The 22,293-nt window shown below is 45.2% G+C and carries 19 protein-coding genes and 1 tRNA gene; 6 read left to right on the forward strand and 14 right to left on the reverse strand.

What is annotated here, in order from left to right; translation table 11 throughout:
* Positions 1 to 129 precede the first annotated feature (129 nt).
* Positions 130 to 1,599 carry an ATP-binding protein gene (locus ACX17N_RS07040; RefSeq protein ID WP_458891819.1) on the forward strand — a complete coding sequence of 490 codons (1,470 nt, stop codon included), beginning with the start codon at positions 130 to 132 and terminating at the stop codon, positions 1,597 to 1,599.
* A gap of 611 nt (positions 1,600 to 2,210) precedes the next feature.
* Here the strand turns inward: ACX17N_RS07040 and ACX17N_RS07045 are convergent.
* The 6 genes from ACX17N_RS07045 to ACX17N_RS07070 all read right to left on the reverse strand — a co-directional run bounded on the left by ACX17N_RS07045 (position 2,211) and on the right by ACX17N_RS07070 (position 9,589).
* Positions 2,211 to 3,275 carry an enoyl-CoA hydratase/isomerase family protein gene (locus ACX17N_RS07045; protein WP_458891970.1) on the reverse strand — a complete coding sequence of 355 codons (1,065 nt, stop codon included), beginning with the start codon at positions 3,273 to 3,275 and terminating at the stop codon, positions 2,211 to 2,213.
* A 9-nt stretch (positions 3,276 to 3,284) separates the two neighbouring features.
* Positions 3,285 to 4,088, reverse strand: coding sequence for an enoyl-CoA hydratase (locus ACX17N_RS07050; RefSeq protein ID WP_458891820.1), 804 nt, complete (start codon positions 4,086 to 4,088; stop codon positions 3,285 to 3,287).
* Between the two features lie 96 nt (positions 4,089 to 4,184).
* Entirely contained in the window at positions 4,185 to 5,309 is a 1,125-nt protein-coding gene (locus ACX17N_RS07055) for an acyl-CoA dehydrogenase family protein (RefSeq protein ID WP_458891971.1), read from the reverse strand.
* A 119-nt stretch (positions 5,310 to 5,428) separates the two neighbouring features.
* Complete coding sequence (locus ACX17N_RS07060) at positions 5,429 to 7,087, reverse strand: AMP-binding protein (RefSeq protein WP_458891821.1); 1,659 nt, start codon at positions 7,085 to 7,087, stop codon at positions 5,429 to 5,431.
* A gap of 78 nt (positions 7,088 to 7,165) precedes the next feature.
* Complete coding sequence (gene mmsB, locus ACX17N_RS07065; protein ID WP_458891822.1) at positions 7,166 to 8,059, reverse strand: 3-hydroxyisobutyrate dehydrogenase; 894 nt, start codon at positions 8,057 to 8,059, stop codon at positions 7,166 to 7,168.
* Between the two features lie 12 nt (positions 8,060 to 8,071).
* A complete protein-coding gene (locus ACX17N_RS07070) occupies positions 8,072 to 9,589 on the reverse strand; it encodes a CoA-acylating methylmalonate-semialdehyde dehydrogenase (RefSeq protein ID WP_458891823.1) in 1,518 nt (505 codons plus the stop codon).
* A 169-nt stretch (positions 9,590 to 9,758) separates the two neighbouring features.
* Here ACX17N_RS07070 and ACX17N_RS07075 point away from each other — a divergent pair, with 169 nt between their 5' ends.
* A complete protein-coding gene (locus ACX17N_RS07075) occupies positions 9,759 to 10,640 on the forward strand; it encodes a LysR family transcriptional regulator (protein WP_458891824.1) in 882 nt (293 codons plus the stop codon).
* A gap of 25 nt (positions 10,641 to 10,665) precedes the next feature.
* Here ACX17N_RS07075 and ACX17N_RS07080 read toward each other — a convergent pair whose 3' ends face one another.
* Both ACX17N_RS07080 and ACX17N_RS07085 read right to left on the reverse strand, forming a co-directional pair.
* Positions 10,666 to 11,133 carry a surface-adhesin E family protein gene (locus ACX17N_RS07080; RefSeq protein WP_458891825.1) on the reverse strand — a complete coding sequence of 156 codons (468 nt, stop codon included), beginning with the start codon at positions 11,131 to 11,133 and terminating at the stop codon, positions 10,666 to 10,668.
* Positions 11,134 to 11,307: 174 nt separating this feature from the next.
* A complete protein-coding gene (locus tag ACX17N_RS07085) occupies positions 11,308 to 12,210 on the reverse strand; it encodes a LysR family transcriptional regulator (RefSeq protein ID WP_458891972.1) in 903 nt (300 codons plus the stop codon).
* Positions 12,211 to 12,331: 121 nt separating this feature from the next.
* Between ACX17N_RS07085 and ACX17N_RS07090 the strand changes: the two genes are divergently transcribed.
* From ACX17N_RS07090 to ACX17N_RS07100, 3 genes are all read left to right on the forward strand, one after another.
* Entirely contained in the window at positions 12,332 to 13,576 is a 1,245-nt protein-coding gene (locus tag ACX17N_RS07090) for an MFS transporter (RefSeq protein WP_458891826.1), read from the forward strand.
* Positions 13,577 to 13,614: 38 nt separating this feature from the next.
* Complete coding sequence (locus tag ACX17N_RS07095; protein WP_458891827.1) at positions 13,615 to 13,941, forward strand: gamma-glutamylcyclotransferase family protein; 327 nt, start codon at positions 13,615 to 13,617, stop codon at positions 13,939 to 13,941.
* 126 nt (positions 13,942 to 14,067) lie between these two features.
* Positions 14,068 to 14,143: transfer RNA gene (locus ACX17N_RS07100), tRNA-Thr, on the forward strand.
* A gap of 54 nt (positions 14,144 to 14,197) precedes the next feature.
* Here the strand turns inward: ACX17N_RS07100 and ACX17N_RS07105 are convergent.
* The 3 genes from ACX17N_RS07105 to ACX17N_RS07115 all read right to left on the reverse strand — a co-directional run bounded on the left by ACX17N_RS07105 (position 14,198) and on the right by ACX17N_RS07115 (position 17,664).
* The gene (locus tag ACX17N_RS07105; RefSeq protein ID WP_458891828.1) at positions 14,198 to 15,037 is read right to left on the reverse strand and encodes an SAM-dependent methyltransferase; all 840 of its coding nucleotides are present in this window, start codon (positions 15,035 to 15,037) and stop codon (positions 14,198 to 14,200) included.
* Positions 15,038 to 15,043: 6 nt separating this feature from the next.
* Positions 15,044 to 16,342 carry an FAD-dependent oxidoreductase gene (locus tag ACX17N_RS07110; protein WP_458891829.1) on the reverse strand — a complete coding sequence of 433 codons (1,299 nt, stop codon included), beginning with the start codon at positions 16,340 to 16,342 and terminating at the stop codon, positions 15,044 to 15,046.
* A gap of 437 nt (positions 16,343 to 16,779) precedes the next feature.
* Positions 16,780 to 17,664: a pirin family protein gene (locus tag ACX17N_RS07115; protein ID WP_458891830.1), complete on the reverse strand. Its 885-nt coding sequence runs from the start codon at positions 17,662 to 17,664 to the stop codon at positions 16,780 to 16,782.
* A gap of 282 nt (positions 17,665 to 17,946) precedes the next feature.
* On the opposite strand from ACX17N_RS07115, the gene ycaC reads away from it, so the two are divergent.
* Complete coding sequence (gene ycaC / locus ACX17N_RS07120; RefSeq protein WP_458891831.1) at positions 17,947 to 18,573, forward strand: isochorismate family cysteine hydrolase YcaC; 627 nt, start codon at positions 17,947 to 17,949, stop codon at positions 18,571 to 18,573.
* A gap of 93 nt (positions 18,574 to 18,666) precedes the next feature.
* Here the strand turns inward: ycaC and ahpC are convergent, their stop codons facing one another.
* The 3 genes from ahpC to gabT all read right to left on the reverse strand — a co-directional run bounded on the left by ahpC (position 18,667) and on the right by gabT (position 22,201).
* The gene (gene ahpC / locus ACX17N_RS07125) at positions 18,667 to 19,230 is read right to left on the reverse strand and encodes an alkyl hydroperoxide reductase subunit C (protein WP_458891832.1); all 564 of its coding nucleotides are present in this window, start codon (positions 19,228 to 19,230) and stop codon (positions 18,667 to 18,669) included.
* 218 nt (positions 19,231 to 19,448) lie between these two features.
* On the reverse strand, positions 19,449 to 20,906 hold the full coding sequence (locus ACX17N_RS07130; protein ID WP_458891833.1) for an NAD-dependent succinate-semialdehyde dehydrogenase: 1,458 nt from the start codon (positions 20,904 to 20,906) through the stop codon (positions 19,449 to 19,451).
* Positions 20,903 to 22,201 carry a 4-aminobutyrate--2-oxoglutarate transaminase gene (gene gabT, locus ACX17N_RS07135; protein WP_458891834.1) on the reverse strand — a complete coding sequence of 433 codons (1,299 nt, stop codon included), beginning with the start codon at positions 22,199 to 22,201 and terminating at the stop codon, positions 20,903 to 20,905. Before gabT ends, ACX17N_RS07130 begins: the two co-directional genes overlap by 4 nt.
* Positions 22,202 to 22,293 lie beyond the last annotated feature (92 nt).

Raw genomic sequence — 22,293 nt, forward strand, 5'->3', positions numbered from 1 at the left:
AAAACCACCTCTATTCTGTCCAGGAAGAGCCTCATTAAATTATTAATCTTGCAAGTCAGTGTTAATTTTGAAATTCGAATTATGTAGACTAAACTCAAGTTTATTTTTTCATTTAATAGGAACAACTAAATGCCCACAGAGCAGTCATTAACTCAATTGCAAAGTCTCTTACGTGAGTTATGCAGACTTCCTGCTGAAACTGACTGGGTTGAATTTAAAAATAGTAATAAAGATCCTGAAATGATAGGAGAATATATATCTGCTTTATCAAATTCAGCCGCTCTGATTGGTAAACAAACGGGATATCTAGTTTGGGGGGTAAAAGATGATGATCATCAGATCATTGGCACAACTTTTAAGCCAAGTGAGGTGCTGCATAAACAACAAGAATTGGAAAGCTGGCTTTTACAAAAGTGCAATCCAAAAATTTTTTTCCAATTTCATGAATTTTTATCCAGCGAGAATCTTCCGGTTGTTATCCTTGAAATTCAAGCAGCAACTAATACTCCAGTTCAATTCGATGGAACTGAATTTATTAGAATAGGCTCATATAAGAAAAAATTACGAGATTTTCCTGAACGTGAACGAGCATTGTGGAGAGTTTTTGATAAAACTCCATTTGAAAAACAAGCAGCAGCTGAGAACTGTCGTGATGAAGATGTGCTCCACAATTTAGACTATCCTCAATATTTTGAATTAACTAATCAACCCTTTCCCGAGGGAAGAGATGCAATTTTAAAAGCTTTGGAAGCAGATAAGCTTATTGTTAAATCGGCAAATGGTTTATGGAATATTACTAATCTTGGAGCAATACTTTTTGCTAAAAAATTAAAAAATTTTCAGCATTTGGGAAGAAAAGCAGTTCGTTTAATTCTTTATAAAGGTAATAGTAGGGTTATTACTATTAGAGAATTAGAGGGAAGTAAAGGATATGCCGTTGGCTTCGAAAATCTAATTGAATACATAAAAACTCTATTGCCTGAAAATGAAGAAATAGGCAAAGCATTTAGAAAACAAGTTCCAATGTTTCCTGACTTATCAATTCGAGAATTAGTAGCGAATGCTTTAATACATCAAGATTTTTCTATAACTGGAACAGGTCCAATGATAGAAATTTTTGATTCTAGGATGGAAATTACTAATCCTGGTGTACCTTTAGTTGCAACAGAAAGATTCTTAGATGCTCCACCTCAAAGTAGAAATGAAGCGTTAGCTTCATTTATGCGGAGAATTAATATATGTGAGGAGCGTGGTACTGGCATCGATAAAGTAATAACTGAATCAGAGCTATACCAATTGCCTGCACCAAGTTTTGAATTAAGTGACCAACATACGCGGGTAGTACTCTTTGGTTATCGATCATTCACAGAAATGGATAAAGAAGATCGGATAAGAGCCTGTTATCAGCACTGCTGTTTGAGGTATGTAAACCGAGAGCATATGAATAATACGTCATTACGAGATAGGCTGGGAATTGATTTAAAAAATAGCGCCATGGTTAGTAGGGTGATTAGGGATACTTTAACTGCTAATCTAATAAAACCGTATGATTCAGAGGCGGGTACGAGAGCAATGAGATATATACCTCATTGGGCCTAATTAAAATTGCTTGACCGTTGCTTGATTAAGAGTTGGCTTTTATTAAGATGTTAATCGCAACTTCATGATTTATAATGCTTAATAACCATTTATTTGCTTGATCGTTGCTTGATCAAGTACCATATTGAGTCTTAAATTGATTGTAATCAATCATAAAATTTCTCCTAATGCCATCTTATTCAAATACATTAGTCTTTAGTGATGCTGCTCTCTTCGATATCTAAAATTCATATCAAGAGAAGCAGCAAGCTACTTATATCTTTTTCTTCTATAAACCTTATTTGATATATCAAATTTCACGTATCGATTGTTAAGGAATCAAATTCACGATACGCGATCTGATATTTTTCCTTTTTTCACTTGTCGGTATATTTGTCGGTATATTTAATTTTATAAATTTTTATGATTATTTTTTTCAATAACTTATAACCATATTCAGACTTCCTCTCTCACCGCCAAGATTCATAATCATGTAGCCACATGATGAACAAAAAGGTTTAAATCCAAAGGGTTTAAGCCTTTTTTTTGTCTAAAATAGGACATGCCCTAATAAAAAATCCCCCAGAGACTGGGGGATTCAATCACTAGCTTGCTAAATAATAATGCACTGATTAAACCGACACGCTGATCTGCTTTTGCTGCCGAGAAGCCGGTAATAACTTTTCAAACATGTGCATCAGTTCAGGATTTTCAGTTTGCCATTTGGGCTGTTTGTCCTTATCAATCAGCAAGGCACGTACACCTTCTATCATGTCACCTTGTTCAAACCAAATATTCTGTAAATCCCGTTCAAGCTGCATACATTGCTCTAAAGATAAACCTCGCCCCACATGCTGTAGCTTCAAACTGATCTGCTTTGCCAGCAAGGAACGCTGCTGTAAAATAGCTAAGATCTTCTCGGCCCAAGCCATATTTTCACTATCAGTTGTATTCGCCAGACTATCTTCAATCTGCGCTAATTCGCTATGAGAAAAGTGCTGTCGAATGGCGTCTTCATACTGCCTGAGTTCACTCGGTGCAGGATCTACTAAATAGCGTGCAATATACTGCTCAATGAGCTGCTGATTTAACACAGGGGCCTGAGCCAATTCGGTTTGCAATTGTGCCAACTGCTCACTTGCCACCAAGTAATCAATTAAGTCCAAATGTAAGGCATCACTACTGCTGATCTGCTCACCGGTCACCGCCATGTACACCCCAATATCATCTAAGCGGGATAAGAAATGGGTTGCCCCAACATCGGGGAAAAAGCCGATGGCCGTTTCAGGCATGGCAAAACGTGATTTTTCACTGCTGACAATAATATGGCAGGCTTGTGCCAAACCGAATCCCCCACCCAAGACATAGCCATCCAAAAACACCAATACAGGTTTAGGATACTGGCGCAGACTGTTGAGCATGTGATATTCATCGGCAAAATAGTCTTGATAGTTGTGATTGCCATTGTGATAGCTGTCATACAAATAACGAATATCACCGCCTGCACAGAAGGCTTTCGGGCTATTGGAATTAATCAGAACCGCTTGAACCTGAGGATCCTCACGCCACAGTTCCAGTTGCTGAGTCATGCCGTGAATCATGGCCAAGGACAATGCATTGAGATGTGACGCTCGGTCGAGGGTAATCACCCCTAAATGTCCTTGGATGCTAATCTGTAAATTATTTTCCATACTCAGAATCCATGCTTATTGTTGGTTAAATTGTGCAGGGCGTTTTTCAATAAAGGCATGCATGCCTTCTTTCTGGTCAGCTGTTGCAAAGATGGAATGGAAAGTACGACGTTCAAAGCGTAATCCCTCACTCAAACTCACTTCAAAGGCACGATTAATGGTTTCTTTAATCATCATGGTGGCAGTGAGTGAGCGTTCAGCAATTTTTTCTGCCGCCTGCAAGGTATAGTCCAGCAGTTGTTCTTTTGGTAACACGCGTGCCACCAAACCACTTTGCTCTGCCTCCACGGCATCCATTTGACGTGCGGTTAAACACATTTCCATGGCTTTGGCTTTACCGATAGCCAGAGTTAAACGCTGGGTTCCACCAATGCCGGGGATCACGCCTAACGTCACCTCAGGCAAACCAAATTTGGCATTGTCGGCGCAGTAGATAAAATCGCACATCAAGGCCAACTCACAGCCTCCCCCGAGAGCATAACCACTGACTGCGGCAATCAAAGGTTTACGGCGCTGGGCAATCCGATCTGCCAAATGGAAAAAATCATCGAAATAAATGTTGGGGAAATTCAAATCTGCCATTTCTTTAATATCGGCACCCGCGGCAAAGGCTTTTTCCGAACCGGCCAACACCATACAACCCACTTCACGATCACGCTCAAACTGATCCAGAGCGTGGTTAATTTCAGCAATCAATTGGCTATTTAAGGCATTTAAGGCTTTCGGGCGATTTAAAGTAATCAGCCCCACCCCGTTACGCTTCTCTACCAAAATGGTTTCCCATGGTTGTTCTTCAATAAAGGTTTTTTCCCACTGCATGATTTTATCCTTTTATTCTGTCGATGCTCGGCACAGGCCAGCTACTGATTTCATATCCATCTGTTGAGCGTTGCCTGTGCAGCAGTCGATTTATCTTTATAAACTACGTGCGATGACTAAACGCTGAATGTCACTGGTACCTTCATAAATCTGGCAAATTCGGGCATCGCGATAAATGCGCTCGATTGGGAAATCTTTGAGATAGCCATAACCGCCAAAGATTTGTAAGGCGTTGGAACAGACCCGTTCCGTCATTTCCGAGGCAAACAATTTCGCCATCGAAGCTTCAGTTAAACAGGGCTGTCCTGCTTCTTTTAATCGTGCAGCGTGATGCACCAACTGGCGCGCCGCGGCAATTTCAGTGGCCATGCTGGCTAAGCGGAATGACACTGCCTGTTGTTCAAAAATCGGTTTGCCAAACGCCACGCGCTCCTTGGCGTAACGGGTTGCTTCTTCTAAAGCCGCTCTGGCTAAACCGACGGCTTGTGCGGCAATCCCGATGCGTCCGCCCTCTAAATTGGATAAGGCAATTTTTAAACCCTCTCCTTCCTTACCCAACAGCATACTTTTGTGTAAACGCACATCGGTCAGGGCAATTTGACAGGTGTCGGAGGCATGTAAACCCAGCTTTTCCTCGACTCGAATCACCTCATAACCCGGGGTATTGCGCGGCACCAAAAATGCACTCATGCCTTTTTTACCCGCAGCAGGGTCAGTCACAGCAAATACGATAATGACGCCCGCATTATGTCCCGAGGTAATAAACTGTTTGGCGCCATTAAGAATGTAATCGTCCCCATCTTTCACCGCGCGGGTTTTAATCGCTGCGGCATCGGAACCGGTATGCGGTTCGGTTAAGGCAAATGCACCGATCATTTCACCCTTGGCTAAAGGCACCAGAAATTGTTGCTTTTGCTCCTCGGTGCCAAATTTCAGAATCGGCACACAGCCGACAGAATTGTGTACACTCATAATGGCCGAGGTGGCACCGTCCGCGGCAGCAATTTCTTCCAGTGCAAGCACATAAGCCAAATTACCGGTGGCTGAACCACCCCACTCTTCTGGCACCAACATGCCCATAAAGCCTAACTGTCCCATTTGCTGTAAGGCATCTGCGGGAAAGATGCCATGTCGATCCCACTCAGCAGCATTCGGTTTAATCTGTTCTTGCGCAAAGCTTTTGGCCATATCCTGAATCAGGACTTGTTCTTCAAAAAACATCCCTTGTCGATCCCACTCACTGGCCTTTGCGGTCATCTGTTCTTGCTCAAAATTTTTCGCCATGTCCTGCATGCGGACTTGTTCTTCAGTAAATTGCATAATCCTTTCCTTACAATGTCTTAACTTGCGACTGCTGCGGTTTGCTGTTTGGCAATTTCCTGATTACGCAGTAAAAAACGTTGAATTTTTCCACTAGGGGTTTTTGGCAGTTCGTTCACGAACTCGATTAAACGGGGATAGGCATGCGCCGATAACCGCTTTTTCACAAACTGGCTCAGTTCATTTTCCAGTTCAGCACTGGCAGTACTTTCACCCGATAAAATCACAAAGGCTTTAATCACTTCAGTCCGCTCTGGATCAGGCACACCAATCACCGCAGCTTCAATCACTGCATCATGTTCTAGCAAGGCACTTTCCACATCGAATGGGCCGACGCGATAGCCTGAGGTGGTAATCACATCATCACTGCGTCCAACAAAGCTCATACTGCCATCCGCATGAATTTCCGCGGTATCGCCAGTTAAATAGTAATGCCCCAAAAACGGTGACTTGCGACTTTCTTCATAGCCAGCAAACCACATCATCGGCGACTGACTGATGTCAACGGCTAAAATTCCCGGGGTGTCAGCACCGAGTTCATTGCCTTGTTCATCCACCGCCACCACACGGTAGCCCGGGCTGGCAAAGCCTGCCGAACCTGCGCGCACAGGGTGCTCTAGTGCATGATGATTACACACCACCATCCCCACTTCGGTCTGACCATAATGGTCATAAATTGGAGCATCCAATACTTGCTTGAACCAGCGGAACACTTCTGGGTTCAATGGTTCACCCGCACTGCTGACTACGCGCAGCTTGCCCCGCAATTTCGCCATTTGCTTTTGATCGGCAGCCATCATCATGCGATAAGCGGTTGGTGCGCCTGCCAGATTATTCACCCCATAGTCCTGTACAATTTGGCATAGGCTGTCTGGAGTAAAGGCACCTTCGTAAAAAATGGTTGGGTGACCCAGCAATAAAGGCCCCGTAATGCCGTAATACAAGCCATACGCCCAACCCGGATCGGCAATATTCCAGAAAGAATCTTCCGCACGTAGACCAATCGCATCTTGCATATAGCCCCCAAAAGCAATCAAGGCTTTTAAGGCAACTTGTAGCGGTTTGGCAGGGCCTGTCGTGCCTGAAGTAAACATCAACAAGAACGGATCTTGGATGTTCATCATCACCAATTCACATTGATCCGACTGACGGTTGACTTCCGCCCAGAAACTATAATCGCCCTGATATAACCCTGTACCTTTTGCACCAGTCACGGTCACAATCGCGGGACAGTCTTCAACCTCATGCAATTTGTCGCGGTTGCCCACATCCGTCACCACCAATTTGCTTTGAGCCAGTTTTAATCGGTGCTCAATGGCTTTGGGACCAAATGCGGTAAATAACGGTTGATAGACCGCACCAATACGCCATGTGGCTAAAATGGTGATGATGAGTTCAGGGGTGCGTGGCAACAAACCCGAAACACGATCCCCTTTGCCCACCCCTTGAGCTTTCAAGAAATTGGCGAATTGGCTGGCACGTTGTTGTAACTCGCGAAAGGTGTATTGCTCCTTACGACCATCTTTACCCTGCCAAAACAAGGCAATTCGTCCAGGCAAGGCATGACGATCACAACATTCATAGCACGCATTTAGCGCTTCAGTTGAACCAGATAAAAACCGTTGCGCAGCCTGTTGTAAATCAAAGCCTTGCTGCGCTTGTTGATAATTTGAAGTCATCCTTTCACCTCAGTCTCAATTCTTCTTATTCACGACGAGTTTTTTATCGGTCGCAATCATTGCGACCCGTACTTACGTTTAATTTGCTTCGCGGGGTAAGTACTGCTGGATAATGCTGGAAAAGTCCAAATGTGCATTACCTTGCAAGCACAACTGTTGATACAGCTGTTGTGCCAACCCCCCGAGCAATACAGGTTGCTTGACTTGGCTCGCGGCTTCAATGGCCAAACCTAAATCTTTTAGCATCAGTTGCGAGGCAAAACCGTCGGTATACCCCCGGCTGGCGGGTGCATTCGGACTAATATCTGGCCACGGATTACAAATTTCTGAACTCCAGCAACGGCCGCTGGAGCTATTGATCACCCCGGCCAAGGCATGTGAGTCAATGCCTAGGCGGCTACCGAGTGCCATACCTTCGGCCACGGCGGCCATAGAAATACCCAGAATCATGTTGTTGCAGATTTTGGCAATTTGCCCAGCCCCAACAGCACCACAATGTACGGTGTTTTTACCCATAAAACTAAGAATAGGCTTCACTTGTTCATAGGTGGCCTCATCCGCACCCACCATAAAGGTCAGCGTGCCCGCTTTGGCCCCAATGGTTCCACCAGAAACTGGCGCATCACAGACCTGAACCTGATGCTTCAATCCCTCTGCCGCCACATCTTTAATGGTTTGCGGGTCAATGGTACTGGAGTCTATACACAAACTGCCTGCGCGCATGACCGCCAAAATACCGGTTTCCCCCAAATACACCTCACGCACATGTTTGGCGGCGGGCAGCATGCTGATCACCACATCGGCCTGCGCAGCGGCGGCTTGCGGGCTGTCGCACACCACGCCGCCACTTTCTGCAAACTGGTGTAAGACTTTTTCACTCAGGTCATAACCGAGAACCGTTTGTCCCGCTTTGAGCAGGTTCTGTGCCATCGAACCGCCCATGTTGCCTAAACCAATAAACGCTATCTTCATCTCGCTACTCCTTTAGCGCAAACTGATGGTGGTATTCACTTCCCCAGCCTCTTGGCTGTCTTCAAACCAGCGGCTGGTAATGGTCTTGGTTTGCGTATAGAACTGCACCGCCTGTTTGCCATACGGACCCAAGTCTCCTAACTTCGAGCCACGTGAACCGGTAAAGCTAAAGAACGGCACGGGTACAGGAATTGGAATATTGATCCCGACTTGACCGATATCGATACGGTTCTGGAAGGTACGCGCCACGGCACCACTTTGGGTAAATAAGCCCACGCCATTGCCAAATGGGTTGGCATTGACCAGTTCAATGGCTTCATCCAAAGTATCCACGCAAAGAATGACCAGTACGGGACCAAAGATTTCTTCTTTATAAATGCGCATATCAGTGCGGACTTGGCTAAAAATGGTCGCCCCGACAAAATTACCCTGCTCATAACCTTTGACTTGAATATCACGACCATCCAGCAGCAATTCAGCGCCTTGTTCTACCCCGCTGTTGATCAGCTCAATTACGCGTGCTTTGGCTCGCGGTGAAATCACAGGCCCAATATCGGTATTCGGTTCATGCCCGGCATTCACGCTCAAGGTTTTGGCTTTAGCCACCAAGTCCTTGATCCAATGTTGGCTGTCCCCCACCATCACCGCGACTGAAAGTGCCATACAACGCTGCCCTGCTGCACCGAATGCTGCACCGACCATGGCATTTAAAGTCTGTTCTTTATTGGCATCTGGCATCACCACCACATGGTTTTTCGCACCCATCATCGATTGCACGCGTTTGCCATGCTGACCCGCCAAGTTGTAGACATGCGTACCCACCGCAGTCGAACCAACAAAGGAAATGGCTTTGATGTCTTGATGAGTACATAGCGCATCGACCACGTCTTTGCCCCCATGCACCACGTTCAGTACGCCTGCTGGAATGCCAGCTTCAATCGCCAACTCCACCAGCATCATAGTGGATAGCGGATCCTGTTCTGACGGTTTCAATACAAAGGTGTTGCCGCAGACAATTGCCATCGGGAACATCCACAAAGGAATCATGGCTGGGAAATTAAATGGGGTAATTCCCGCACAAACGCCCAAAGGCTGCTGTAAGGTATAGGTATCGACGCCACGTGCCACCCCTTCGGTATACTCACCCATTTGCAAAGTGCCGATTGAGCACGCATGCTCCACCACTTCCAAACCACGCTGAATATCACCTTCGGCATCGGCGAGGGTTTTGCCTTGTTCAGCCGTCAACACCTGTGCAATTTTCTTGGCATTGTCGCGAATCAATTGCTGTAATTTCAGCATAATGCGCATACGTGCCTGAATCGGGGTTTCTCTCCAGCTGGCAAATGCTGCTTTAGCCGAAGCAATGGCAGCCTGTACTTCTTCAGGGGTAGCCAAAGGCACTAAACCAATGACTTCTTGGGTTGCAGGATTGACAATATCCAGCCACTGCTGAGTTTTAGACTCAACAAATTCACCGTTAATCAATAATTTAGCTGTAGATAACTGGATTTTTGGAACCGTATTCATAACCTCTCCATAGGCTTTCATTTTTATTGTGTTGCAACTGAACCCTACGACTTAAACCGTATGTTCAAATTCTGATTTTCAAATCAGACTAGCAAAGAAAACTTTGACCACCAATCGAGATTGGTGCACGATAGTTGTGCAATTTTGCACAGGATGTGGAAAATAAAAAATGAAAGTGGATTGGGATCATCTACAGTTTTTTTTGGTTTTGGCACGCGCCAAAACACTGACCAATGCTGCGCGGATTATTGGAGTCGAACACAGTACTGTGGCGCGGCGAATTCAGGCGCTAGAACTGGCTTTGGGCACACCGCTATTTAAGCGCGAAGCCACGGGCTATGAACTGACGCTTGAGGGCTTGGCTTTGGTGCCTCGGGTCGAGCAAATGGAACAAGCCTTTTTGCAAATTGAAAAACCGCAGCAACCGCTCGAAGGGCGGGTGCGGATTGGCGCACCCGAAGGCTTTGGTACTGCCTTTTTGACCCAGCTTTTAGCTGAACTGTCGCAACAGTTTCCCCTGCTGACCATCGACCTGATTCCTGTGCCGAAGATGATTAAACTGTCACATCGTGAAGCGGATATTGTAATTTCGATTGATCGTCCCAAATCGGGTCCCTACATCATTACCCGACTCACGGATTACTGTCTGAAAATTTACGGCAGTCAAAAATATCTGGCGCAGCATGCCCCGATACAACACATGCAAGACCTCGCCCAGCATCGTTTTGTCAATTATATTGATGACCTGATTTATAGCGCGGAGCTGTATTGCTTGGAACGCTTGCCCATTCCACTCACCGCCAATTTCCGTAGCAGCAGTATTTTGGCACAACAGATTGCAGTCAATGCAGGCGCAGGCTTGGCGATTCTGCCACAGTTTTTGGCTTATGATCAGCCCGAATTAGCGCAAGTGTTGGCTGAAGAGGTACGCTTCACCCATACTTTTTGGATGCTGACCTTTGTGGATTTACAGCACGAACCCCGAATCAAACTGGTCTGGGATTATTTACGTAAACAGGCCGATTTAAAACAAAGTATCTTGATGGATTAGCAGAAACTTGCAGGCCACTTTGAGCCTAATAATGACCCATGGCAATGCGACGGGTCAATTGCTCCAATCGATCCGCTTTTTGACTTTGCGGTAACACCCGACACACCATTTCCGCAGTAAAATCGACCGCTGTATTCGGGATAATGGGGCGTAACTGGGTGTTGGCATAATTCTGGCTGCTCATCAGCGAGCCTGTTTTCTTAAAATTTGCCGATGAACGGATACTGTATAAGTCACTGTCACAGCCGACCCGATACAAAGCCAGAGAATAATCCCCCTGCTCTAAACCATCTTTTTCTTTATCATTTTTAATCAGATATTTGACCCAATATTCCACTTCATTGGTGGTGACATCGGTAACTTTGACCCGATTAAAATCGACATAAATATATTGTGAACGGTCATAATTGGCATTCACAAAACTCCACTCTGCACAGGCAGAAGCTGCCACCAACAGACTGCATAAACCGAAAACAAGACGATACACCAGCACGACTATCCCCCCAGATAGAGAAGGCAATTATAGCAATTTTCGTTTGTAAAACACAGAAAAAATGCAACTAAGATACTGAAATAATTAAATTAATTTAAATAATTATTTATCACCTAGCACACAATTTCGAACAGAATAATTGACTGGTCGGCACTCTTGCGCTGACTCTGCGGCTTAGGTAGCAGCTTGGTGACAGACCATTTGCAGCGTGCTGGCAAAATTAATCGCCAACTGGGTCGCCAGACGCTGCTTATAAATCACTGCCAGTCCAACTGTCGGCACAGGCTCGGCAAAAGTGCGATATTTCACCCCCTGAATTTGCAGTTGCTGCGAGGATTCGGGCACTAAAGACACCCCCAGATTGGCTGCCACCAAAGACAAGATCGACACAATTTGTGGCGCACTCTGACCCATCTTGGGTTCAAAACCCGCTTTCTGGCAGGCATCGCTAATCGCATCATATAAACCGGCACTAACATTGCGCGGTGACATAATCATTTCATGCTCGCGCAGGCAGGCCACATTAAATGGCTGCATCTCATGGGCGAAATCTCGACGTAACGGTAGTGCCGCAATCAAAGCCTCATCCAGCAAATGCTGCATGGCCAAACTGCTGTGAATCTGGCGTGGGGGGCGAATAATGGCGATATCTAGGCGATCTTCCAGCACATAGTCAATCAACTTGAGCGAGTTGGCTTCTTCCAGTTTTAGGCCCACTTTGGGGTACTGCTGCTGATAGCGACGAATACTTTCAGGGATTAAAGGATTGAGCATGGACGTGCCGGTAAATCCCAAACGTAACTGCCCCACTTCACCATTGGCGACATGACGCGCCAATTGAATTGCATCATCCAACTGATGCTGTAAAGGGCTGACGGCGGTGAGAAATGCCTGCCCGACTTCGGTCAATGTGACCCCTTGAGCAGTGCGTAGAAATAATTCTGCGCCAATACTGTCTTCCAAATCGCGGATTTGCATACTGAGTGGCGGCTGGCTCATGCACAAGCGTTGTGCCGCTCGGGTAAAGTTTTTTTCTTCGGCCACAGTCAGAAAATAACGGATATGACGCAGTTCAATGTTCATATATAAAACATATATTGCTATAGAGTTAAATATATTAGAAAGATACCAACACCCTTGCTAGGCTTATTCTGTAATTTAATCATCAGGCCAACAGGTTTGGCTGTCGAGAATCCACATGCAGAGCTCTTCTTCATCTAGCGATCCATTCCATTCGGTTGCAACGTCTGATCAAACATGGATTCAATCCGGTACTGCAACCTATTATCGAGCAGGTTTGGCACTTTTTTTAGTCGGCTTTGCCAGTTTCTCCTTAATCTATTGTGTACAACCTTTACTGCCTGCGTTTACCCAAAGTTTTGCCATTAGTCCAGCCAATAGTGCCTTGGCCTTGTCTTTAACCACGGTGTTTTTAGCCATTTCGATTGTCTTATCCAGTGCCTTTTCACAAGCCCTAGGGCGGCGCAATGTGATTTTCACCTCCATGGCGTGTGCTGCGATCCTCAACATTTTGGCCATATTTATCCCGCACTGGCAGACTTTCTTAATCACCCGTGCGCTTGAAGGTTTGGTTCTCGGTGGCGTACCCGCGGTCACTATGGCGTGGATTGCCGAAGAGATGGACCCGAAAGCCTTGGCGCAAACCATGGGGCTGTATATTGCGGGTACGGCTTTTGGCGGCATGATGGGACGGGTCGGCATGGGGATGCTGATTGAATGGGTCAACTGGCAAACGGCCATGGGCATCTTAGGTGTGCTGTGCTTGCTCTGTGCATTCGGCTTTTTATCCTTGCTGCCTCCATCTCGGCATTTTGTGCAAAAAAAAGGCATCAATCTCGGGTTTCATTTACAGGCTTGGCGCGCACATCTTGAAAATCGGCAATTATTAAGGCTGTATGCGATGGGTTTTTTGCTCACCAGTATTTTTGTGACCCTGTTTAATTACATTACCTTCCGCCTAGATGCTGCCCCGTATTTACTGAGTCAAACCCAAATCAGTCTGATTTTTCTCTCCTATAGTTTGGGCATGCTGTCCTCATCGCTGGCAGGTGGTTTGGCTCAGCGTTTTGGTCGGCAAAGCATGCTCATCCTCGGCTTGATCTGTATGGGTATTGGCATCGTCTGCACCTTGGCACCCAGTTTATGGAGCATTATTTTCGGGATCGCCCTGATCACCACAGGGTTCTTTATTGCACATGCTTTATGTAGTGGTCTGGTGGGTGCCGCAGCCCAAGAGCATAAAGGACATGCCACCTCTTTATATTTACTGTTTTACTACCTCGGTTCGAGCATTATCGGTTCGGCTGGAGGATGGTTCTGGTTACACGCTGGATGGGGCGGCATCGTACTACTGGCACTGACTTTGCTACTGGCAGCGATTGGACTCTGCCTGATTCCAGTTCGCCCACAACCTTCCACTTAAGTTGGTTTCACTCATCGCGAAAGGTAGAACTAATTATTATGTTAAGTTTATTTGTTTATGGCACACTCGGGCCGAATCGTCCCAATGCGCATATTTTAGAAAATATGGGCGGTACATGGGCAGAAGCTTATGTACATGGTGAATTACTTGCCCAAGGCTGGGGTGCAGAACTCGGCTATCCAGGCATTGTCCTGAAAGAAGATGCCCCTGCCGTACAAGGCTTTGTGTTTTTCTCAGACAATTTAGCCCCGCACTGGTCTGTGCTGGATGAATTTGAAGGAGAAGGCTATGTCCGTAGCCCTGTACAAGCCACTTTAACGGTGACGGGTGAACAGATTCAGACTTGGGTGTACTGCCTAAAATAGCTTGATTTCGATTCGAATAAGCATGATGCATCATGGCTTGAATTCAATTCATGATCTGGCACATTCGATCGTTCATTTTTTGGCTTGCATTCAAAATCACTTAATGTAAAATGCACAGCACAAGATGCCGGCATAGCTCAGTTGGTAGAGCAACTGACTTGTAATCAGTAGGTCCACAGTTCGAATCCGTGTGCCGGCACCATCTACTTAAGCTCACTATTTATAGTGGGCTTTTGTCGTTTTTCAGCCTGCATTTTTATTTCTTCTGTGCGCTTACCTGCACATACTGCACCACCCCCTGCGCCGCTAATTTTTGGCACAATTTTGCAGTCAATCGAATTTTCATGACATCAAAAGCCGTAGCCTGCTCGACTGGCTGTTGGGCTGTAGTCTGCTGCTGGATATAGTGGGCAAAACCACCCAATACCGCTTCAGAGATATCCTGAATCTGAATGTGTTCAAATCCTGCTTGTGCTAATTGTTGTTGTAGTTCAGCTTGATTAGGCAACATTTTTAAATTCACATCAGCCGCTTTGAGCAACAGCGCCAGTTGTATTTTTTCCACGGCATTTAAATTCAAAAATTTCGGACTTAAAATTAAGTAATGAAAAGCCAAACGCCCTTTTGAATTCAAAACTGGAGACACGGCGCTTAGAAATGAATTCAAAACACTGTGATAGGCCGCATCAATGCAAAACACCACATCAAAGCTGTTAGCAAACGGAATGAGTTTTAAATTTAAAAAAGATTGGCAATGAATCTGCTGTGGTTCGGGGAATCTGGCTTGCATGCGCTGTATACATTCGGCTTGCAGTTCGACGGCTTGTATATGTTTAACCTGATAGTGCTGCTGCCAATGCAGCACGCTTGCCCCCTGCCCGCAACCCAAATCCAGCACACGATCTGATGTGCTTAATTGCACGCTGTGTGCCAGATGATCGGCCAAGGCACGGCAAGCTTCGGGATAGGTCTGCGCTGTAGCAGACCAATACCCTAAATTGCTCCAAGCCAGTTCGCTGCTGTCCCCTAATAATTTTGCATTGATGGCATATTTATGCTGGGAAACTTCTGCGCGAAGCTGTTGGAGCCATTTCATAAGTGCTTAGTAGCCGAGTTGCGGAGCAACCTCTACTTTAGGCTTTAAGCCCACAAACGGCAATGGCGCGCCAAAAATCTCAGCAATATTCATGGCTGACGTCACTGCTGATTCTAAAATTGGTAAACCATCACACGACCAAGAACCGCAATAGAAGACTTTACGGTCCGCTTGCTTATGACGTTCTTGTAACTGTTTATTCAAGGCCACAGTTTCAGAGTTCACCACCGCACGGGTTAAGGTCACACTAGAAATGATCTTTTTCGGATCAATTTCAGTCACAGGACGCCAAGTCTGGAACACTGGATTTTTACCGACCAAGCTAGGCTCTACTGCGTTTAACCACACAGTAAATTGCTGACGGGTAAATTTACGGTCCATCATATAGCTCAACACCGCCCAGTCTTTGCGCTTTGGTGGCATCACGCTGGTGTCGGTATGAATGACCAATTGACCTTGTTCAAATTTGAATTGCTTCAACAAATCAATATCATCTTTAAATTGATTTTGATCGAGGAACTCATCAATTTTGTTGGTTGGGGTCGCAATCACCGCACGGTCAAACTGGTAGGTTTCACCCGCCGCATTTTCGACCTGGACTTTATCACCTTGCTGTTTCACATGGGTGATAGCAGAACCACTACGAATTTCAATGCCTTGAATCAACTTGTCTACCAAGGCTGGCGTACCGCCCTGCATCCGTAACAGCGCATCGCCATCGGTCAATTGACGCAAGAAGGTCAATAACGGTTTTGCCGGCCAGTCACCAATGGTTTTCGGGTTACAGGTACAGATGGTATACAGCACTGGCATCACTGCACCGTGCCAAAACACTTCTTCAATATCATTCTGGTTAATGAATTCAGACAAGGTAATGTCTTGATTGTCTGATTTAAAGAATTGTGAAATGGCCGTTTTCAATTGCAACATGCCTTTGACCAAACGCCAACCGTATTGCTTAATGCCTTTACGGTTATTGATGATTGGGAAGTTGCCAATACGGGTACGGGTTGTGGTCAGCCAAGTTTCCGTTTTATCTTCAAACAACCAGCTACATGCCATATAGGTACGTACAGGGAAAGTCTGAATGCCTAAATAGGTCGCCAAACTTAAAGTGTTTTTCCACAAATGCGGATTCATGACACGTAAAGGCGCATCAATGAGTCCACCCTCGAACTCGGTACTGTGACTATCCATTCCACGGCCTGATAAGGCTTCAAAAATTGTAATGTTATGTCCAGCATCTTTAAGTATTCTCGCGGTAGCCAGCCCAGCCATGCCACTACCAATAACTGCAATATCCAAAGTTATTATCCGTCAGTTACACATTAAGGAAATTATGTACCAAGGGGCAACAAAACAGACTATTAAAAAGTGCCAGATTCCGTGCTTTTAAAATTCGCTAACAAAATAATTTTACCGACTTATTTTTATTTTATTTTTATGAATATTTTTTAAACAAATTCACTTTTTAAATTATTAATATTTTATTTTTTGTTTAAAATTAGTTAATTAAATTAACCAATATTTTACCAGTTATTTTACAAGCAATAAAAAAGCAGGTATCATACGCCCCATAAAAACGATAACCTCATCACACTATATAAAGTTGGGCACTGTGCAAATCTAATTCACAACATGGGTGTCACCCAGAACAAAACTTAGAGCGCAAAAAGCCCCGATCTTGATCAGGGCTTCTTCTTTTTCGCGAGGGCAATCCCTATTTAGCTTGGCTGAATTGCTTATGAATGCTGCTCGGTAACCGCAATCTCGCCAAACTTGCCTTGATTGAAATCTTCAAAAGCTTGAATAATTTCCTGTTTGGTGTTCATCACAAACGGCCCATAGCCCTGAATCGGCTCATTTAAAGGCTTACCGGTTAAAATCAGGAACTTGGCATCGCTAATGGCTTCTAACTGAATTTGCGCTTCGGCATCCTGTGCAAAAAGTACAATTGAATGATCCAGAACCTTTTGCTGACCGTTCAATTGCATTTCACCTTGCAAAACCACCACCAAAGTATTGTGATCGACAGGCACAAACACATGCTGCTGATGCCCTGCTTTTAACTCGCCGTCCCAGACATTGACTGGACTAAAGGTCGATGCTGCACCCACCTGTCCTGCGTATTCACCCGCAATCACCCGCAAATGCCCGGCATCTTGCTCAAATTGAATCACTGGGATTTGTTCGGCTTGAATCGCCTGATATTTAGGTGCTGTCATTTTATCGGCTGCAGGTAAATTCACCCACAACTGCACCATTTCAAACAACCCGCCTTGGGCAGCAAATTCAGTCGAATGAAACTCTTCATGCACCAAGCCCGACCCTGCCGTCATCCACTGCACATCACCCGTTTGGATGGTACCGCCACCGCCACTGGAGTCTTTATGCGTCACTGCCCCATGGTAGGCCAGCGTCACGGTTTCAAAGCCACGGTGTGGATGCGAACCCACGCCAAGCTGCGCTGTGGTGGCTTTGAATGCATACGGTGCAGCATAATCCAACAATAAGAATGGGCTAATCGCCTGACCAAGCCGATCATATGAAAATAGGTTGCGCACAGGGAAACCATCTCCGACCCAATGCATATTTTGGTTACGGTACACACCTGTAATTTTTTTCATTTCAAACCTCCTATTACTAGGATTTAACATACAGTCATGTTAAGGGTTTTAAAGTGCGACACCTAGCCAGCCCATGCGATACACCATTCTATTTTTAATACAATCTAATAGGGCTGCCGTGGTTGTCTTAAAATTGCTGAATATAACAAAACTTGCTCAAGAACAAGACAATCCTTAACATCTTTACAGCTTAAGCTCAAAGGGCTGTTCTCACCAAAACAACAACGATGTAGCAATAATGCTGGCTTAGACCACACATAATACCGACAAGGAATCAAGGACATGGGCACTCCCTATATTCGTTTAGAAAAAGACAATGCAGCCGTACTCCTCGTAGATCATCAGACTGGGTTACTCTCACTGGTTCGAGACATAGACCCAGACAAATTTAATAACAATGTTATGGCGCTGGCTGATGCTGCCAAATATTTTAATTTACCCACAATTCTCACAACCAGTTTTGAAAATGGTCCTAACGGTCCGCTGCTTCCAGAATTAAAAGCCATGTTCCCTGATGCGCCTTATATTGCCCGACCAGGACAAATCAATGCTTGGGACAATGCAGATTTTGTTCAAGCAGTTAAAGCGACGGGTAAAAAGCAACTGATTATTGCTGGTGTGGTGACCGAGGTCTGTGTGGCTTTTCCAGCCCTGTCAGCACTTGAAGAGGATTTTGAAGTTTTTGTCATTACCGATGCATCTGGTACTTTTAATGCCCTTACACGTGATGCTGCTTGGGATCGTATGTCTCAAGCCGGCGCACAACTCATGACCTGGTTCGGTATGGCTTGCGAACTGCATCGTGACTGGCGTAATGATATTGAAGGTTTAGGTACCTTATTCTCGAATCATATTCCTGATTATCGTAATTTAATGATCAGTTATGCTCAAAATAACGCACAAAAATAATGCTCAGGATCAGCAAATTCACCCTATGAAAGTTTCACTCAAAAAAATCCAGAACCGAGGTTCTGGATTTTTTGAATTCAAACGGCTTTTGACTTAGATTTTACCAATCAGGTCAATCGACGGTGCTAAGGTCGCATCGCCTTCTTTCCATTTTGCTGGGCACACTTCACCTGGGTGGGCATGCACATACTGAGCCGCTTTGACCTTACGCAATAACTCTTGCGCATCACGTCCTACACCGCCGGCATTAATTTCGATAATCTGGATTTTACCTTCAGGATCAATCACAAATGTACCACGATCTGCCAAACCTTCAGACTCAATCAGGACTTCAAAGTTTTTCGCTAAAATCCAAGTCGGGTCGCCAATCATGCTGTACTGAATTTTCTTGATTTCTTCAGAGCTGTCATGCCAAGCCTTATGGGTGAAATGGGTGTCAGTCGAAACTGAGTAAATCTCTACACCCATGTTTTGGAATTCAGCATAATGATCAGCTAAATCGCCTAATTCGGTTGGACACACAAAGGTAAAATCGGCAGGATAGAAAAATACAACCGACCATTGACCATAAAAATTCTGTTCAGACACTTGAACAAATTCACCATTTTGATAAGCCGTTGCGTTGAAGGGTTTGATTTCAGTATTGATTAAACTCATGTGTGATTCCTCAGGTTCAGTGACTGTATTTGCTTAACTTGAAACCAAGGATAAGAAATTTTATTAAATAGGTAAAACCGTAGTTTTTTATCATTTCAATCGGATTTATAGATTTATATTTCAGATTAACTTTAATTTTTAAATTGCTTTATTCGATGCCAATAAAAATGCTGGTGACAACCTAAGCCATCACCAGCATTTTGAATCATCAGCAAAAATTATGCTGTAGTGTCGGTCACATCGATACACATGTACTTCATTTCTAAGTACTCTTCGATGCCCCATTGTGAACCTTCACGGCCAAGGCCTGACTGTTTCACCCCACCAAATGGTGCAACTTCATTGGAAATGGCACCCGTGTTGACACCCACCATGCCGTATTCCAAGGCTTCACCCACACGCCATTGACGTGCTGCGTTTTGGGTAAAGATATAGCTGGCCAAGCCAAACTCCGTGTCATTTGCCATCGCAATAGCTTCAGCTTCTGTTTCAAAGCGGAACAAGGCGGCCAATGGACCAAAAGTTTCTTCCTTCGCCACACGCATTTGTTGTGTTACATCACGCAATACTGTCGGTTCAAAGAAAGTTTTGCCTAAAGCGTGTAACTGACCACCAATCAACACGGTCGCACCGTTGGCTTGCGCATCATCAATATGCGATTGCACTTTAGCCACAGCATCGGCATCAATTAATGGACCTTGGGTCGAACCTTCGGTACGACCATCACCCACTTGCAATTTTGCCACTTCAGCCACTAAACGCTCGCACAGTGCATCATAAATGCCAGCTTGCACATAGATACGGTTAGCACAGACGCAAGTTTGACCGCTGTTACGGAATTTGCTCATCATGATGCCTTGTACGGCTTGATCAAGATTCGCATCATCAAATACCAATACTGGTGCATTGCCACCCAACTCTAAAGAGAGCTTTTTAATGGTTGGCGCGCATTGCTGCATCAGAATACGACCCACTTGGGTGGAACCCGTGAAGCTGAGTTTACGTACCACATCGCTATTGCACAGGGTTTGTCCAACTTCAATCGCATCACCGCTAATGTTCAACAACACATCTTGTGGTAAGCCCGCTTGCAACGCTAAAACTTCTAAAGCATAGGCTGTTAACGGTGTCTGTTCTGCTGGTTTCACCAACATTGAACAACCCGCTGCAATCGCAGGTGCTGCTTTACGGGTAATCATTGCAGCAGGGAAGTTCCACGGCGTAATCGCTGCAGTGACTCCAATTGCTTGCTTGATCACCACCAAACGCTGATGCGCTTGGGTTGGAGAAAGCACTGCACCATCAATACGACGAGCCTGCTCTGCAAACCAACGGATAAATGATGCGGCATAGGCAATTTCACCACGCGCTTCAAGCAAGGGTTTGCCCTGTTCAGCGGTGAGTAGCTGGGCCAAGTTTTCCTTATGTTCAAGCATCAACTCATACCACGCCCACAACACATCGGCACGCTGTAAAGCCGTTTGCTTTTTCCATTGTGCTTGTGCTTGTTCAGAACGAGTGATGGCAGCTTCGACACCAGCACGGTCATAGGTTTTCACCCATGCCAGGCTTTCGCCCGTCGCTGCATCTTGAACTTCAATAAAGTCACTTGAAGCAGGCGCTTCAAGTGCAATATCAGGATGTGCTAATAAATATTGCAATCCTTGTTGAATCATGCTGATTGCTCCGCAGTTTGCGCCCCAACAGTTTCTGGTAGTGCTAGTGAATCAAAGCCTTGTTTTAAGATGTCTAAAGCTTGACGGAATTGTTCTGTTGGAATCGTTAATGGATATAAGAAACGAATCACGTTACCATTTTTACCACAAGTCAATAACAACAAACCTTTCTGCATTGCAAATGTTTGTACAGCTTTTGCGATGTCTGCATTTTCCACTTCAACAGCCACCATTGAACCTAAAGCACGAATATCATTCACGATCGTTGTTCCAGCTTGAATTTGCTTTAATGCAGCAACCAATTCTTCACCTAAAACATTGGCACGCTCGCATAAGTTTTCTTCTTCAATCGCATCAATCACTGCATGAGCTGCGGCAACCGCAATTGGGTTACCTGCATAAGTACCACCTAAACCGCCTGGGTTTGGTGCATCCATGACGTCTACACGGCCTACAACACCTGAAATTGGGAAACCACCGCCTAGGCTTTTCGCCATCGTGATTAAGTCCGCTTTAGTTTCGTAGTGATCCATAGCGTACAATTTACCAGTACGCGCAAAACCAGTTTGCACTTCGTCTGCAATCAATAAAATGCCGTGTTGGTCGCAAAGCGCACGTAAACGTTTTAAGAATTCCGCAGGAACAACGTTAAAACCGCCTTCACCTTGTACTGGCTCAAGCACAATTGCTGCAACGTCATGTGCTGCAACATCTTCACTAAAAATGTTTTCTACGCTTTCAATCGCTGCATCAACTGTAATTCCTTTAGACGCTACAGGGTAACGTGCATGGAATACGCCTGCTGGCATCACACCAAAATCGCGTTTGTACGGTGCAGTTTTACCTGTCATTGCCATGGTCATGAATGAACGACCGTGGAAACCGTTACCAAACGTAATAATGCCGTGACGACCTGTGTATGAACGTGCGATTTTTACCGCATTCTCAACGGCTTCAGCACCTGTGGTGAAGAATGTTGTTTTTGCTGGACCATCAATTGGCGCGCGTTCATTGATACGCTCAGCCAAAGCCACATAGCTTTCGTATGGCGTAACTTGGTAAGCCGTGTGCGTAAATTTCGTTAACTGTTCAGTCACGGCTGCAATCACTTTAGGGTGGCGGTGACCGGTGTTTAATACCGCAATACCACCCGCGAAATCGATGTATTGGTTACCTTCCTTGTCCCAAATCGTGGCATTTTCAGCTTTTTCTGCATACCACTGACACATCACGCCTACACCGCGTGGAGTTGCTTGCTGTTTACGTGCGTTGAGTGCAGAATGTTGAGTATCCATTATTTTTCCTCATTTTTTCATCGTCAATTGCAGCTTTGCTTTATGCATTCCATCGCCTTATTTCAGGATGCATTACAATGACTGCCTATGAC

This window comes from Acinetobacter sp. GXMZU3951 (assembly GCF_054457875.1).